Origin of the sequence: Snodgrassella sp. M0110 (assembly GCF_016101465.1) — a bacterium.
Taxonomy (GTDB): domain Bacteria; phylum Pseudomonadota; class Gammaproteobacteria; order Burkholderiales; family Neisseriaceae; genus Snodgrassella; species Snodgrassella alvi.
On sequence record NZ_JACFQM010000004.1, the window covers coordinates 40,128 to 55,201 of the forward strand.

Annotated in this window: 9 protein-coding genes; 6 read left to right on the forward strand and 3 right to left on the reverse strand. The window is 41.0% G+C overall.

Going from position 1 to position 15,074, the window contains the following annotated elements; genetic code table 11:
- Positions 1–120: 120 nt before the first annotated feature.
- Entirely contained in the window at positions 121–1,146 is a 1,026-nt protein-coding gene (locus tag H3T84_RS06930; protein ID WP_198218669.1) for a hypothetical protein, read from the reverse strand.
- A 2,012-nt stretch (positions 1,147–3,158) separates the two neighbouring features.
- On the opposite strand from H3T84_RS06930, the gene H3T84_RS06935 reads away from it, so the two are divergent.
- Positions 3,159–5,036, forward strand: a complete 1,878-nt coding sequence (locus H3T84_RS06935; RefSeq protein ID WP_198218670.1) for an AMP-binding protein — start codon at positions 3,159–3,161, stop codon at positions 5,034–5,036.
- A gap of 63 nt (positions 5,037–5,099) precedes the next feature.
- On the opposite strand, the gene H3T84_RS06940 is transcribed toward H3T84_RS06935, so the two are convergent.
- Positions 5,100–7,199 carry a condensation domain-containing protein gene (locus H3T84_RS06940; RefSeq protein WP_198218671.1) on the reverse strand — a complete coding sequence of 700 codons (2,100 nt, stop codon included), beginning with the start codon at positions 7,197–7,199 and terminating at the stop codon, positions 5,100–5,102.
- A 431-nt stretch (positions 7,200–7,630) separates the two neighbouring features.
- Between H3T84_RS06940 and H3T84_RS06945 the strand changes: the two genes are divergently transcribed.
- The 5 genes from H3T84_RS06945 (at position 7,631) to H3T84_RS06965 (ending at position 13,649) form a co-directional block, all read left to right on the forward strand.
- Entirely contained in the window at positions 7,631–8,572 is a 942-nt protein-coding gene (locus H3T84_RS06945; protein WP_198218672.1) for an ABC transporter permease, read from the forward strand.
- Entirely contained in the window at positions 8,569–9,516 is a 948-nt protein-coding gene (locus tag H3T84_RS06950) for an iron chelate uptake ABC transporter family permease subunit (protein ID WP_078474416.1), read from the forward strand. Before H3T84_RS06945 ends, H3T84_RS06950 begins: the two co-directional genes overlap by 4 nt.
- Complete coding sequence (locus tag H3T84_RS06955) at positions 9,513–10,289, forward strand: ABC transporter ATP-binding protein (protein ID WP_198210234.1); 777 nt, start codon at positions 9,513–9,515, stop codon at positions 10,287–10,289. The genes H3T84_RS06950 and H3T84_RS06955 overlap by 4 nt, the downstream gene beginning before the upstream one ends.
- Positions 10,286–11,272, forward strand: a complete 987-nt coding sequence (locus H3T84_RS06960) for a siderophore ABC transporter substrate-binding protein (protein WP_037394172.1) — start codon at positions 10,286–10,288, stop codon at positions 11,270–11,272. Before H3T84_RS06955 ends, H3T84_RS06960 begins: the two co-directional genes overlap by 4 nt.
- A 112-nt stretch (positions 11,273–11,384) precedes the next feature.
- Positions 11,385–13,649: a TonB-dependent siderophore receptor gene (locus H3T84_RS06965; RefSeq protein WP_198218673.1), complete on the forward strand. Its 2,265-nt coding sequence runs from the start codon at positions 11,385–11,387 to the stop codon at positions 13,647–13,649.
- Positions 13,650–13,706: 57 nt separating this feature from the next.
- Here the strand turns inward: H3T84_RS06965 and basC are convergent, their stop codons facing one another.
- Entirely contained in the window at positions 13,707–15,023 is a 1,317-nt protein-coding gene (basC, locus tag H3T84_RS06970; RefSeq protein ID WP_198218674.1) for a putative histamine N-monooxygenase, read from the reverse strand.
- Between the last annotated feature and the right edge of the window lie 51 nt (positions 15,024–15,074).

The window sequence follows — 15,074 nt, forward strand, 5'->3', positions numbered from 1 at the left end:
AGCTCGCATTAACAGATTTTATTCCTTTCTGTTGCGTATCTACGCATTTCTAATTATTATAAATATCATTGAGTTTTTCCTCTTTATCACTTAAAGGAGTATCAACAATAGATAGTTGAGTCATTTTTGTGAAAATGTTTTGTTACTTGACTGAATAAGTGCTTTTTCAATATCAGTTATTTCTTGTTTATAATTTTGGATTAAACAAAACATAACTTTAGATAAATAAGGATCTGTCTCATTCCTATCACCAGAAACTGGAGGAGGGAATTCCAAGCAGTCTGAAGCCATTTTTTGCTGTAAGGTAGAATAAGATTTAATTATCGTATTATTTTTTTTATTCAGTAAGTTGATTTTTTGTTTTAATCTATTGTCGTAATAATTATAAACATCTAAATAGCATCTATGATATTCTTCTTTATCATACTCATTTTCGCATGATTTTAGTGCTTTCGGATTGGGTTTTGTGGCCGGTTTATTCGAAATAACATTAAATTGATTTGGATAAATAATTTGATATTGTACCCCATCCGTAACATTGACTAACATATCTTGAAGTACAAACTTTATTTTTTGATTATCAATTTTATATTGTTTCCAAAACATTGGAGAAATACCTTCTTCATCCTCTATCAAATATAATGTATTTACCTTTCCCTCTGGGGATATAAAATAATGTTGGTAACCTACCGCAAGAAAATCATAATCAGGAAAAGAAATATGATTATTAGCCAAATAAATTTTATCTTTTACAATATTATCTTTAACTATCGATAGGAATATATCGCCTTCATAAATAGTACTATCAGATTCGATGTTATAATTTCCTGACATACTTAATGTCAGTTGAAAATTTTGTCCGTTATAGATAATTACTGGTTCCTTATAAATTAATTTATATAACTCTTTTAAATCAAATTTCAAATTATTTTTATCAACAAGACAAAGCTTATCTATTTTTTGTTGTTTTGATTCACTCAATTGCCAATAATTTGTCGGATAGGTACAGCCATTTTCTAGTTTATTCATGTCGATTGTTTTAAACAATGGATCACCACGATACTTGTCTTCTATTTGATAGTGCTGACTATAACAGTAGGTGCTAAATAGTAAACAAAATGATACCAGGTAATGGGAATATTTCATTTTATAATCCTTAATCCTTTTCTTATTTTGAATAAGTTACATTTGTATAAATTGTAACTTTTTCTCTTTAATATTTAAGTTTTTAATACATCTAAATTTTTATAATCAGGAAGAACACGATAAATATCTTTCTGCAAAATTGCTGACATTAGCATTTTAACCCTTTTTCACATAACGAAGTATGTAAAGCTGTTTTTTCTGAAACTTTATAAAAGTCTTATATTTCAGGTAACTCATTTGCATAGACATATACTTTTTAAAAGAACTAACACTGTAATAATGTTTAAAAAATTTTTTTCTAATTTCATGATATTTCTTCAGGGCAAGAATAAATTATGTATATTCTGATAATTAAACTTATTTACACACATTCATCTCTTTGCTTTCTTTAAAAAGATAATGACATTTAATGGACTCTTGTAATTTAAATTTCCCATTATTTTCTACTGAATATTTCCCCCAAAAATTTAGTGTTTTTCCTTCTTCTAATTGACCATAAATTAATACATAGATATAATTATCAATGAAATAATATTGTGATTTTACATAATAACTTTAACTATGATACTTATTAGAGTAAATGATTAACTGGTCAATTATTTATTTCCGTATATATTTTAACTTCATCATCTAATAAATTTTCTGAATAATTTGGTTCTTTTGTCTTTTTTAAAAATAAATTAATACCGTTTATAGGTATTAAATATATTTTCTCATTTAATTTTATCTTATCTACTATGTTTTCATAATCAAAAGTTATCTTAGAAAATATACATTGTTTTCTTTCTCAATTCCTCCATATGGATGAGCAACAGTGCAAGATAAATCTATTTTTTTAGCGATCTCTTTTTTACTTATAATTTCATCACCTTTGTAATTTCCGGACTCGAGAATTAACTTTGATTTTATACTGTTATTTTTTATTTCTGCATTAGCATTAAAGGCGAAAAAACAACACAATATTATAAGTAATTTTTTTATCATAAATTATTTTTCTTTTCTCTTTAATTTTGGTGAGTGAAAAATCTGCATGTAAATGATGATCATGTAATTCGCCACCATTGATGATTCTCTTTAAATGTCAAAATTCAGCAAAAGGCACATTACTACCAATTCGAATTTTCTCATAAAACAATTGCATTACTTTAAAAAAGCCAGGCCACCTTTATATTGCTGAGAATTAGGTGAATAGTAGTGAGGTACTTTTTTCCCAGCATTTATTATGTCTTCTCCCTTCTTTCTATATAAAATATAAATAAAAAACAATACTTATAGCATTAATATGTAAAATACTTGGGAAATAACTAACCAATCATTAAAATACACTTGCTGTAGTAATAATACTTTTATTATAAAATACAATACTGTCTAACATTGCAGTAAATAACTCTGAATTAGTATGACATTTGGAGCTACTAAGGCTATATTAATACTGAAATCGTCAAATTGATTATCTAAAGAATCGGGCATTTTAATCAGTTCAGCATCAATAGTATACTAATCATAATTACAAATTCTATGTTTATCATCCTTTGCATTATGATAAACATATTTATATTTCTTCTCATAACTCTTTATATAACTTTAGGTATGTTTTTCGATTTTCCTATTATGAAAAATACGATAAATCATCGTACCTGAACCAGATTTTGTCATTCAATTTAATTAATAAATCTTTCTTATTATGATTTAATTTAATCGATGAATGTGTGCCTGCCGGTGCTATTTTTTGTATGACATTGCTTTTTATATAAACATTACCGGCTGTGCCCGGTTCAATTGCTGCGCTACTGAGTTTGATGAATGATTATTTGCTTGAAAGTTGCTATCGATAATCTGAATAAATAATTGAAATTATAATTTTTCTTATAAATGAAAATAATTATTATTATCTTTTAAAAAAGGTTAACTCTGTATAAAATGTTCTGCGGTGCGGTAATTTATTTGAAATTCTATTTTTGTCATTACTTATTTGAGTAGCAGCCGACAACAATAAACGGGAGAAAGTTTATATGCAATCTGACAGCTCTGAATTACAGCAACAGGATAACTTTGAATCTAATCGGGATAGTTTTCAGTATCGCGGGAAATACGATGAGATAGTGGCAGATGCATTCTGCTTTCTTGATTCTATCCGGCATAATCTGTTTGATTATCCGCCAGATAAAACTGCTTTGTTCTATGATGGTAAAGCAATCAGTTACGTTCAGCTGGGTAAAAATGTGGCTCAGGTAATGGCTGCACTGCAACAAAAAAAATTACGTGCCGGTGCGGTAGTGGCAATTTGTCTGCCTAAAAGTGCTGAGCATGTTTATGCGGTTCTGGCCTGTGCTCTGATGGGTATTATCTGGTTACCGGTTGATATGGATGCACCAGAAGCCAGACGAAATTATTTACTGTCTAATAGTCTGACGGATCTGGTGATTAGCAAAACGCCGGTAACCGGCTGGCAATATGTACTTATTGATGATGCTCTGACTGCACAAGGCTTCAATCATCCGGAATGCGGCTATCAGCTGAATACTGAAGCAGCCTATTATTTGTATACTTCCGGCAGTACGGGAACGCCGAAATGTGTGGTACTGAATAATCTGGCTACTGCCAATGTACTCGGACAAACCATCAGCCGGTGGCAGGCTGATCAGGATGATGTATTGATGGCTGTAACGCCCTTTCATCATGATATGTCGGTTTTTGATGTTTTTGGGGCAATGGCTCTTGGTGCTTCTCTGGTTATTCCTACTGCGGCACAGGCTAAGGATGCAATGTCATGGGCTGAGTTACTGACAGCTCATAATATTAGTATCTGGGTAAGTGTTCCGGCTATTGTGGATATGCTGTGCAGCGTTGCCAGTAAAGAACAATTGCAGTCTTTGCGCCTGATTGCACAAGGTGGTGATTATATTAAGCCGGGTCTGATTCAGTTTTTGCGCCGGCAACTGCCACAGGCGCGTTTGTTCTCGTTAGGCGGTCCGACGGAAACAACTATCTGGAGTATATGGCATGAAATAACTGCTGAAGATATTGATGTGATTCCTTATGGTAAAGCACTGGCACATAACAGATATTATATTCTGGATGAGCAGTTACAACCGTGTGCTATTGGTGAGGTGGGGCGAATGTATATGTCGGGCGTGAATCTGTCTAACGGTTATTTGCTCAATGGTCAGTTGCAAACCGGGGATTTTGTGTCTCTGGGATGTGATGAAGAAAAAATTGCTTTTCGCATGAGTGATTTGGGGTATATGCGAGATGATGGCAATATTATTTTTGCAGGACGTACTGAAGGTTATCTGAAAATAAAAGGTGTGAGGATTTCTGCGGCCGAGGTTGAGGCTGCGCTGGCTAAATCCGGCTATTTTCAGGACAGTCTGGTGGTGTGCTGTACTCACCCGGTAACACAAATGCATGAACTGGTGGCGGTGTATACGTTGCCGGCTAATCAGCCCGATGCGGATATTAATGCTTTGAAAACGTGCTTGATGACTGATTTACCGAAATCACATATCCCGACCAGATGGCTGATGATTGAAGAAATTCCGCTAACCCGTAATGTTAAAGTAGACCGTAAGCTGATACAGCAGATGGCACAGGAACGCCTGTATCAGGCTACGCCGCCACAGGCCAAAGTGACAGCGACACAAGAACAGGCTGTAACTGATGATATTCTGGCTATTTTTCGTGAATGCCTGCCCCAGACAGCAGAAAATGCTGTGAATATTTCTGCCCGAACTGAAATTCTGAATACTGGTATGCGTCTGAAACAGTTAATTATGCTCTCAGACAAGCTTAAACAACAGTTTGATATCCGGCTGGATACGGCTGTTTTGCTACGCTGTAAAACAATACAGGATGTGGTGAATGAGATAAGCAGGAGAATGCCTGAATAATATCTGCCGGAAATCATTAAACAAAGTACTTAAAAAATTTAAGTACTTTGTTTATCTGAATCTTTATGCCGATGCCTGTTTAGCCAGATCATTTAACAGCTGTTGCACTTCTGTGACTATTCTCTCGACCAGTGCAGTCGGATAACGATGTGCCTGATAGGTAATAATCATGCTCAGGCTGTACTGATTGTTGATCTGATTTTCCATAATTTCAAAGTGCAGCCCGAACATGGATTCATTGCGCTCCGGTAATATCTGCCGGTAAGGTATGGCACCCCGGGCTGTGCTTAGCTGACCATTTAAGGCATTGTTTGAATGAATGTGAATATAAACATCAAACATTAATCCTTCGTTATCAGGAATACCTAAAGCTTGCTGAATATAGTTAATCGGAATATCGGCATAATCCACGGATTCGTTGATTTGTTCACTGGTGTCTGCCAGCAATGCGGTAAATGATTGCTGTGGGGTAAAACGGGTACGATGGGCAACCATGGTTGTGAAGTAGCCAACGGTATCAAAATAATTGGGATCAGTACGGCCGGATGCTGAGGTGCCGATGACGATTTCGTCTAAATTACCCTCTTTTTGCAGTATAGTGGCAATAACAGTATAAAACACGCTGAATATTGAAGCATGATGAAGTTTGGCAAATGCGGAAATATGCTGATGAAAAGCAGAATCAAATCTGATTTCCAGCCATTTCACCTGCGGAACTGTATTTTCCGGCAAGGTGATGGTATCTGTGTTTAGGGTTAAGCCTTTTTTTGCTCCTTGTAAGCGGCTGCGCCAGTAGTCAAGATGCTGACGGTTAATACCGTTTTGCTGCTGTCTGCGTGCAAATTCATGAATAGCGGGTACCGTATTTGCCCATACAGGTGCCTGCCCTTGCAGCCGTGCGGCATAAGCACAGCTCAGATCAGTCATGATGGTATTTAAAGACCATTCATCTATTACCATATGATGTACCAGAAACGATAAAACTGTGTTGCCGTTATCTGCTGTTAACAGCCGGATTCTGAGAGGCAGTTCACGAGTCAGATCAAATTTATACGCCGCTTCACCGGACAGTGTTACTCCATGGCTGTCGCTGACCGGCCAGAACCATTTATATTGGTTAAGTTCGGCTACGGGAACTGTATATTGTCTGGTTTGCTGTTTATCGGTTTTAAACAGGGTACGCAAGCCGATATGGCGTATGATTAAATCATTAAATGCCTGATGCAGGATTTCTTCATTGACCGGCTGCTGAAATTCGATGGCAAACGGTAAATTGTAAATAGGGCTGAAATCAAAGGCACTGTATGCCTGCCATAGAAAATCCTGTGCCAGTGTTAATGGCGCACTCTGATCAGGCTGTACTTCGGCTGCGGATACTGCCGGCTGCTGCTGACGGGCAATTTTTGCCAGTGCGCCTGCTGTAGGCGATTTAAAAAAATCATTAAAATTCAATTTAATACCATGATTTTTTTGTAAATTACCTATCACCCGTGTTGCCAGTAGTGAATGTCCGCCAAAATCAAAAAAATCATCGTCAGCAGTCATATCGGGTTCTGCCAGTGTATTTCTGAATTCTGCCAGTATGATGTCTGGCAGCGATTCTGTATTTGCAGGCTGAGCCGGTGTGTCCGGTATATTCAGTCCAGTTAAATCTAAAGGCAATAATTCGAGCTGATGCGATGCTCCGGTAACGCTGATGTAAGCAGCTTGAACCTCCTGAATTAAATCATCCAGAGTAAATTGCTGAGCCAGTATTGAATGTAAACGCAAAGCCAGAAAAACTTTGTTTTCTGTGCTGATTACTGTAACCAGAAAGGGGGATGTTGTTTCCGGTTGCCATGACTGCTGCATTAGTTGCGCCAGAAGGGTAACAAGCTGTTTTTCCTGTATTTGCTCTGTTTGGATACAAGCTGAGAAATCAGCATCGGGATATTTATATAAATCTCCGTCATCGGTAAATTGATAGCGAACATTTAAGTCTGTATGGATTTCCAGCAAATGCACAATGCTTTTATGCAGTATGGTTAAATCCGGATATGGTTTTACCTGCCACACTGCCAGCTGATATTTCACCTGTTCCGGTTCCTGCAATTGTTGCATCCAGATAAATTCTTCATGCTCATTTGCGATAGAAGGAGCAGAATCTGTATTTAACGTTAACATATTATTAATCCTCTCTTGCCGTATCAGTTATTCATGACTGTCTGTACTCATTCTGGTAATAATTATTTAACCAGTTAACTTAAATTAACATCGGAAGAGATTTGTGCTATCTGTCTGCTCTGTTTATCAGAGTCAGAATTTTTATTTTTATTAATAATACTTTACAATACATTTAAAATGATAATACAATTGATTTTCATTTTCATCAACTTTAATTGTTTCTAATTTTATTTAATGTTTTGATTTATGCCGTAAAACAGCAGCATAAGCAGCGGATCGACATAAAGAGCACTTTCCTGAGGAGAATCAATGCTGAGTCTGTATCAGCTGATGCCGGAGCAAAATTTAACTTACCGGCTTACGGTTTTATATGGTGATGACTTTGTGACAACGGCTGTAATCAGTCATTGCTGTAGCAGGATATATCACTGATGTACCGTATTCTGATCAGTGTATTTATTGTTTTATGTATTGTGTCTTTGCTGGTAGGCACTGATTCGGTTTCATGGACAGGTCTGCTGTCCGGTTCTGATGCTGACTGGTTAACTGTCAAAGCCAGCCGCTTTCCCCGTCTGATTGCGATTGTGCTCACAGGTATGGGGCTTTCTATCGGTGGTGTGATTCTGCAACATATTGTCCGCAATAAATTTGTGGAACCGGAAACAGCCGGCGGGCTGGATGCAGCCAAACTCGGCATTCTGGTTTCGCTGGTACTGCTTCCCTCTGCCGGTGTGCTGAGTAAGATGCTGGCAGCTCTGCTGTTCTGCTTTGTTGCCGGACTGATTTACATCTGGATTATTGCCAGAATCCGCTTTCAGCAGATTGTGCTGATTCCGGTAATCGGGCTGATGTATGGCTGTGTTTTAAGTGCTGCGGCTGAGTTTTATGCCTATAAAAATAATCTTTTACAAAATGTTCAGGGCTGGCTGCTGGGTGATTTCTCCCGTGTGGTGCAGGGGCATTATGAATTGCTGTATGTGCTTGTACCGGTAATTATTCTGAGTTATGTATTTGCCAACCGGTTTACTGTAGTGGGTATGGGGCAGCAGATGGCTGCCAGTCTGGGCGTAAGCTATAAAACGACTGTGGCTATTGGATTGATGCTGGTATCAGTTACTGTTGCGGCTACGGTGATTACGGTTGGTTCTATTCCTTTTATTGGTCTGGTGATTCCGAATCTGGTGGCGATTAAATATGGTGAACATTTAGCCAGAACTTTACCCGTTGTCGCGCTGGGCGGGGCATGCCTGCTGCTGGGATGTGATATTACCGGCCGTTTGCTGATCTACCCCTTTGAAATACCTATTGGCCTTACTGCCGGTGCGGTTGGCGGCATTGTCTTTTTGCTGCTGATTTTACGGGGGCTACGATGATGAATCGCAAATTCTGGCTGCTTTGCGCCGGTATTGCCGGACTGGCGGTATTTTTTATGCTGTTTGATTCCGGTCTTGATTTTGAATATGTGCTGCCTAAGCGATTACTGCGTCTGGCTACTATTTTGCTGGCAGGTATTTGTATTGCGGTTTCGTCTGTGGTGTTCCAGACGCTGGTAACTAACCGGATTCTGACTCCGGCAATTATGGGTTATGAGGCAGTATATCTGTTCTGGCAGGTCTTGCTGCTGTTCTTTCTGGGGCAAAGCAGTCTGGGGCTGCTGGGGCTGAACGGGAATTTTTTTGCTTCAGTCGGATTAATGCTGTTTTATTCGTGGCTTATTCATCATTATCTGCTGCCGCGTGCACGCCACAGTCTGTGGTTATTGCTTTTATTCGGTATGGTGCTGACTATGGTTATCACCACATTAACGCAGTTTATTGTGCTTAAAATCAGCCCGGGCGAATTTTCTGTTTTTCAGGGAATTAATTATGCATCTTTTAATCATTCCGAAACGCAGACGCTTTTATATGCTTTTGTCGCCATGCTGGCTGTAGGACTGGTGGGATATCCGTATCTGACTACTCTGGATGTGATGGCTCTGGGAGAGGAACAGTCTGTTTCGCTTGGTGTTGATTATGCCCGTTATGTGCGCTGGGGATTCGGTCTGATTGCTGTACTGGTCGCTGTTTCGACCAGTCTGGTTGGTCCGACTGCCTTTATGGGGGTATTTATTGCCAATATGGCTTATGCCTTCGCCGGCCATTATCAGCATAAACGGATTCTGTTATTTGCCAGTGCGGTAGCTATTGCGGTGTTTCTGATTGCTCAGATTCTGGTGGAGCATGTGTTTAATTATAAAACGACAGTCAGTATTTTAATTAATCTGATTTGCGGGGTGTATTTTCTGCTGCTTATTGTCCGTCATCGAGGAATGGCATGATTTCTATTCAGAATATTTCCAAAGTATATGGTCATCGGCCGGTGCTGAACAATATTAATCTGGAGCTGCCGATGCAGCAGGTGATTGCATTGATTGGCCCCAATGGTGCAGGGAAATCCACTCTGCTGATGATTCTGGCACGGCTGCTTTCGCCGACTAAAGGCAATATTCTGTTTGATAAGCAGGATATTGCCGGCATCCGCATTGCTGATTATGCCCGTCTGGTCGCAACGCTACGGCAATCTCCTTATTTCGGTTTGCGGCTGACGGTTAAGGAGCTGGTTTCGTTCGGCCGTTTTCCCTACGGGCACGGGATACTCTCAGCCAGAGACCATCAGGTTATGGACGAGGCAATCGATTTTCTCGGGCTCAGTGCCCTGCGTGATGCGTATATAGATGAATTAAGCGGCGGGCTGCGGCAAATGGCTTTTCTGGCGATGACTATTGCTCAGGAAACCAGGATTTTGCTGCTGGATGAACCTTTAAACAATCTGGATATGAATCATGCAGTACAAATCATGGCAGCAATCCGGCGTCTGAGTGAAGAACAGCGGAAAACTGTCATTATGGTGGTGCATGATATTAATTTTACTGCAAATTATTCAGATTATATTGTCGCATTAAAACAGGGACAGTTAAGTTTCAGCGGTCCTGCTCAGGAAGTCATTACTGAAGAACGCCTGAGTGAACTGTATGAGCTGGATTTTGAAATTAGTCACAATAAACATGGTTATGTCTGTCAGTATTTTCAAAAGTCGAAAGGTAAAATATGAACGGGAAACTCAAAAAATGTGCTGTCAGTCTGCTGGGGCTGATTGCAGTAGCAACAATGGTGACCATATCCGGCTGTGATAAAAAGCCGGTTTCTGCGTCTTCGTCTGCGGTACAGAAGCGTAGTGAGCCGCTTATTATCAAGCATCAGCTTGGTACGACTACAATTGATCACATTCCGCAGCGTGTAGCCGCAATGGATATGAATGAAGTGGACTTTCTGGATCAGTTAAATGTGCCTGTAGCCGGAATGCCCAAGGATTTTATTCCGCATTTTCTGGATAAATACAAACAGAATCATGATGATATTGCCGATTTAGGCGGCATTGTGCAGCCGAATATGGAACGTATCCATACTCTGAAACCTGATCTGATTTTAATGACTCCGATTCAGAAAGACCATTATCAGGAACTGACGCAGATTGCACCTACGCTCTATTATGAAATCAATTTCAATAACAGCGAACACGGGCATCTGGACACCATTAAAAATCATCTGCTGACTCTGGGTAAGATTTTTAACCGTGAAGATTTAGCCCGCACCAAGGTTGCTGAGCTGGATACGGAAGTCAGTAAAGTTCGTGCCGTGACTAAAGACCGGCCGGAAAAAGCGCTGGTAGTACTCTATAACAATGGCTCTTTCAGTAATTATGGGGTGGATTCACGCTACGGCTTCGTTTTCAGTGATCTGGGGGTTAAACCGGCCAGTAATGATCTCAGCACCAGCCTGCACGGACAGCCGATTTCCAGTGAATTTATTAAACGGGCTGATCCGGACATTCTGTACATTATTGACCGTACCTCAGTTATGGAGCATCAGCCGGTGATTAGCGCTGCACAGGTAACTAATCCGTTATTACGCGCTACCAAAGCATGGAAAAACAACCGGGTAGTCTTTGTGGATGCCGATGCATGGTATACCACCGGAGCCAGCCCTACTTCGATGCGACTGCTTATGCAGGATGTGATGAAAGGCTATCAATAACTTTGTTTTAATTACAGCAGAATAATAAGCTGTATAAATAAGAAAACCAGACCCTACCAATAAATCCATCCGTTAAATGTATTGCGTGAGTTTAGTTAACAAGGAGAAATCTATGGGTAAACACGCACATCACCGCAGGCAAGAGGCTTTGCCTGCGGTCAGACACCGAAGCAAAAATTTTCTGCATCCGTTCACTTCCTCACCCAAAGCGCTGATATTGAGTATTGCCAGCGCCATGCTGCTTTACACTCCGGTTATATATGCGAAACCGGCTGATGATAAAGCCAAACCTGCGGTGAAAAAAACAGCTACCGAGAATACGCCATCCACTGGTGAAGCTGTTCTGGCTGATGTGGTGGTGGAGGCTGGCGGAAAAACAACTTACTCCGGCGGTTTTGTGGCTAAAGACAGCCGTCTTGGTTTTCTTGGCAATAAAACTGCGATGGAAACGCCATTTAATACCGTTAGCTATACCAATAAATTCGTTGAGGATTCTCAGGCAAGAAATGTTACTGATGTCATTGCTGCTACTGACCCTTCGGTATTTACCAATGGCGCTATCGGCGGCTGGAGTGAAAATTACTATATCCGCGGCTTTCAGTCCGACACCAACGATATGTCGATGAATGGTTTATTTGGTATTGCCCCCTATTACCGTACACCGCCGGCCATGTTTTCACGCATTGAGGTATTGAAAGGACCATCCGCACTGTTAAACGGTATGCCGCCTGCCGGTTCTGTTGCCGGCACAGTTAATCTGGTATCCAAGCGCGCAGGTAATGAACCATTGCTGCGGATAACGCCTACCTATATGTCTGATTCACAATGGGGCGGCACCATTGATGCCAGCCGCCGGTTCGGACAGAACAAACAGTTCGGGATCCGGGTTAACGGGGTTTATCAGGATGGCTCCGGCCCTGTAAGAAAACAGGACTTGAAAACCCAGCTCGGTTCAGTCGGGTTGGACTGGCGCGGCGACCGTGCACGGGTTTCTGCCGATATCTATATGGCCAATGACAAGGTGGATGGAGTGGTACGTGGTATCAATCTGGGTAAAAATATGAAAGTACCCTCACCGCCAAATCCGAAAACGCTGATTAACCCCGACTGGTCTTATGTCAGCAATAAAGACCGCGGAGCCATGGTGCGCGGTGAATTTGATATTACAAACAATATTACTGCTTATGCGGCTTTCGGGCGCAGTAAAACCAATTATAAATACAATGGTGCTACTTCAGCCAATTTACTGGATAACAAAGGCACCATTCAGACCATAATGGCGCAGCTGGCATTTGATCTGGACAAGAAATCAGCAGATGTGGGCTTTAAAGGTCAGTTCGATACTGGTCCGGTAAATCATCAATGGGTAGTTAATACTACTTACTACAAGCATAATCAGCATGATTTTGGTGTCAGAAGTATTCCATGGGCTACATGGATAACCAATATGTATGATCCGACATGGGGTAAGTCTGTACCCTTTGATGTTCCGCCAATTTCCAGAAGCTCACTGCAGCTCAGAAGCTATGGGATGGCCGATATTATGTCGTTCATGGATGATAAACTGCAGCTGACTTTAGGTCTGCGCTATCAGGAAGTCAAAAGTGATAATCTGAGCCTGATGGGTAAACCTGTTTTAACTGAATACAAAAAACACGCATTGACTCCGGGCGTGGCTATTCTGTTTAAAGCCACAGATCATGTATCACTTTACGGCAATTATATTGAGGGTTTGACCAAGGGTAATTCAGCCCCCGTTACAGCAGCTAATTATCCCAAGGTGTTTGCTCCGTATAAAACCAAGCAGACTGAGCTGGGAGTAAAATGGGATTACGGCAATCTGGTTAATTCTTTAAGCATATTTGAAATTAAAAAACCCAATAGTTATACTGATCTGAGAACCAATGAGTTTACATCCGGCGGTCAGCAGCGCAACCGCGGTATTGAATGGACGTTTATAGCCTCGCCGATTGAAACAGTACGTCTGATAGGCGGTGCCAGCTACATTAAACCGGAGCTGACTAAACTGGCAAATCATGCCAATGAAGGTAATATCGCTACGGGTGTGGCTAAACTACAGGGTAAGCTGGGTGCGGAATGGGATATTAAAGCCGCAGCCGGCATTGTTACTCTTTCTGCCAATGCGACAGCTGTATCCAAACAATATCTGAATCAGGAAAACAGTTTATCGGTACCCGGCCATACTGTATTTGATATTGGTGCCCGCTACAATGCCAAAGTATCCGGCCATCCGTTTACGTTGCGCGCGGAAGTGAAGAACGTAACCAATAAAGCGTATTGGGGCATGCCGCGCCTGTCCAATCTGTCTTTAGGTGCACCGAGAACTTTCCTTTTATCCGGTTCGTATGATTTTTAAAAAATTTCCGGCCTGTTAAAAAATCGCCCTTTCGGGCGATTTTTTATAAGCGGCAGTTTATTGCGGTAATCCGTATTGCTGAAAGGCCGAGTATTCCGGTACCCGGTAATATTGCCTGCCCAGAAGCTGATTAATAATCACACCATTTCTGGTTGCGCCCATACCCAGATCAGGAGAACCAACCCCCTGCTTGGCGATTTCGGCATTCTGAATAAAAATCCGCCCTTTACCGCTATCGCAGCGTACAGCGGTAAAGTCTTCATTAACCAGATAGTCATTGTGCTCATCTGTTTGCAGAACACTGCCTTTCAGCTCTTCAAACCATTGCGGCCACTGATGATGGTAGCCGGTGGCTGCCACAATTGCATCTGTCTGAATGGTTTGTTGCTGATTAAGCTGGGTATGCAGACATGTCATATTAATTACGCCGGAAGGCAGTATTTCTACCGACTGCACGTCACAATTAGAAAACAGTGTCAGCCCTGCCGGTGCACCGGCAATGGTTCGCTCGTACAATAAATCATAAATATCGCCAATAGTGGCAAAGCTGATCCCTTTATAAAGCTGCCCCTGACCGGCACTGACTTCACGCCGTTTCTGCGGTGTCAGTGTCTGGAAATAACGCATATATACCGGAGTAAAGCACTCCTGCCCCAGTTTGGAAAACTCCATCGGATGAAAACCGGCAGAACGGGTAATCCAGCGGATTGACGCACCTGCCCGGATTTGTTCCGGCTGCAATGCGCGATAAAGAGCCAGCACACATTCAGCAGCACTTTGCCCTGCCCCGACCACGGTAACCTGTTTACATTCCTGCAATTGTTTCTGCATATAGGTAAATTGCGCTGAATGCTGTATCAGCGGGTGGCTGGTGTTTTTCAGCCACTCAGGATGGTAAGGTTGGGTACCCACGCCGACAGCAATATCTTTACTGGAAAATATCTGTCTGTCTCCGGATGAAGATTCACTTTCGAGAATAAATCTTTCCTGACGATAATCATAACTTACTGCCTTGACACAGGCATCGAAATGACAGGATGGCAACTGGCGTACTGCCCAGCGGCAATAATCATCATATTCCTGACGCGGAATCAGAAAACGGTCATAGTAGTAAAACTGATACAGACGCCCCTGCTGACACAGGTAATTAAGATAACTTAAGGGATGACACGGATCAGCCATGGTAACCAGATCTGCCAGAAAGGGTACCTGCAATGTGGTACCGGGCAATAAAAGGCCAGCATGCCAGTGAAAAGTAGGCGTTTTATCCAGAAATACTGCATTGACTTCTGGATGACCAGATAATAATGCCGCCAGCCCCAGATTAAAAGGACCAATCCCAATACCTGCCAAATCCGTTTGCTTTATATCCATGTTTATTCCGTCCCTATGTACAAAAAGTTAAATATTTAAATATTTACAACA

Excerpts from the sequence above, each read along its gene's own strand:
- H3T84_RS06940 (WP_198218671.1), bottom strand. The coding sequence starts at position 7,199 with ATGTTAACGTTAAATACAGATTCTGCTCCTTCTATCGCAAATGAGCAT.
- H3T84_RS06965 (WP_198218673.1), top strand. The coding sequence starts at position 11,385 with ATGGGTAAACACGCACATCACCGCAGGCAAGAGGCTTTGCCTGCGGTC.
- H3T84_RS06960 (WP_037394172.1), top strand. The coding sequence starts at position 10,286 with ATGAACGGGAAACTCAAAAAATGTGCTGTCAGTCTGCTGGGGCTGATT.
- H3T84_RS06945 (WP_198218672.1), top strand. The coding sequence starts at position 7,631 with ATGTACCGTATTCTGATCAGTGTATTTATTGTTTTATGTATTGTGTCT.
- H3T84_RS06930 (WP_198218669.1), bottom strand. The coding sequence starts at position 1,146 with ATGAAATATTCCCATTACCTGGTATCATTTTGTTTACTATTTAGCACC.
- H3T84_RS06950 (WP_078474416.1), top strand. The coding sequence starts at position 8,569 with ATGATGAATCGCAAATTCTGGCTGCTTTGCGCCGGTATTGCCGGACTG.
- H3T84_RS06935 (WP_198218670.1), top strand. The coding sequence starts at position 3,159 with ATGCAATCTGACAGCTCTGAATTACAGCAACAGGATAACTTTGAATCT.
- basC (WP_198218674.1), bottom strand. The coding sequence starts at position 15,023 with ATGGATATAAAGCAAACGGATTTGGCAGGTATTGGGATTGGTCCTTTT.
- H3T84_RS06955 (WP_198210234.1), top strand. The coding sequence starts at position 9,513 with ATGATTTCTATTCAGAATATTTCCAAAGTATATGGTCATCGGCCGGTG.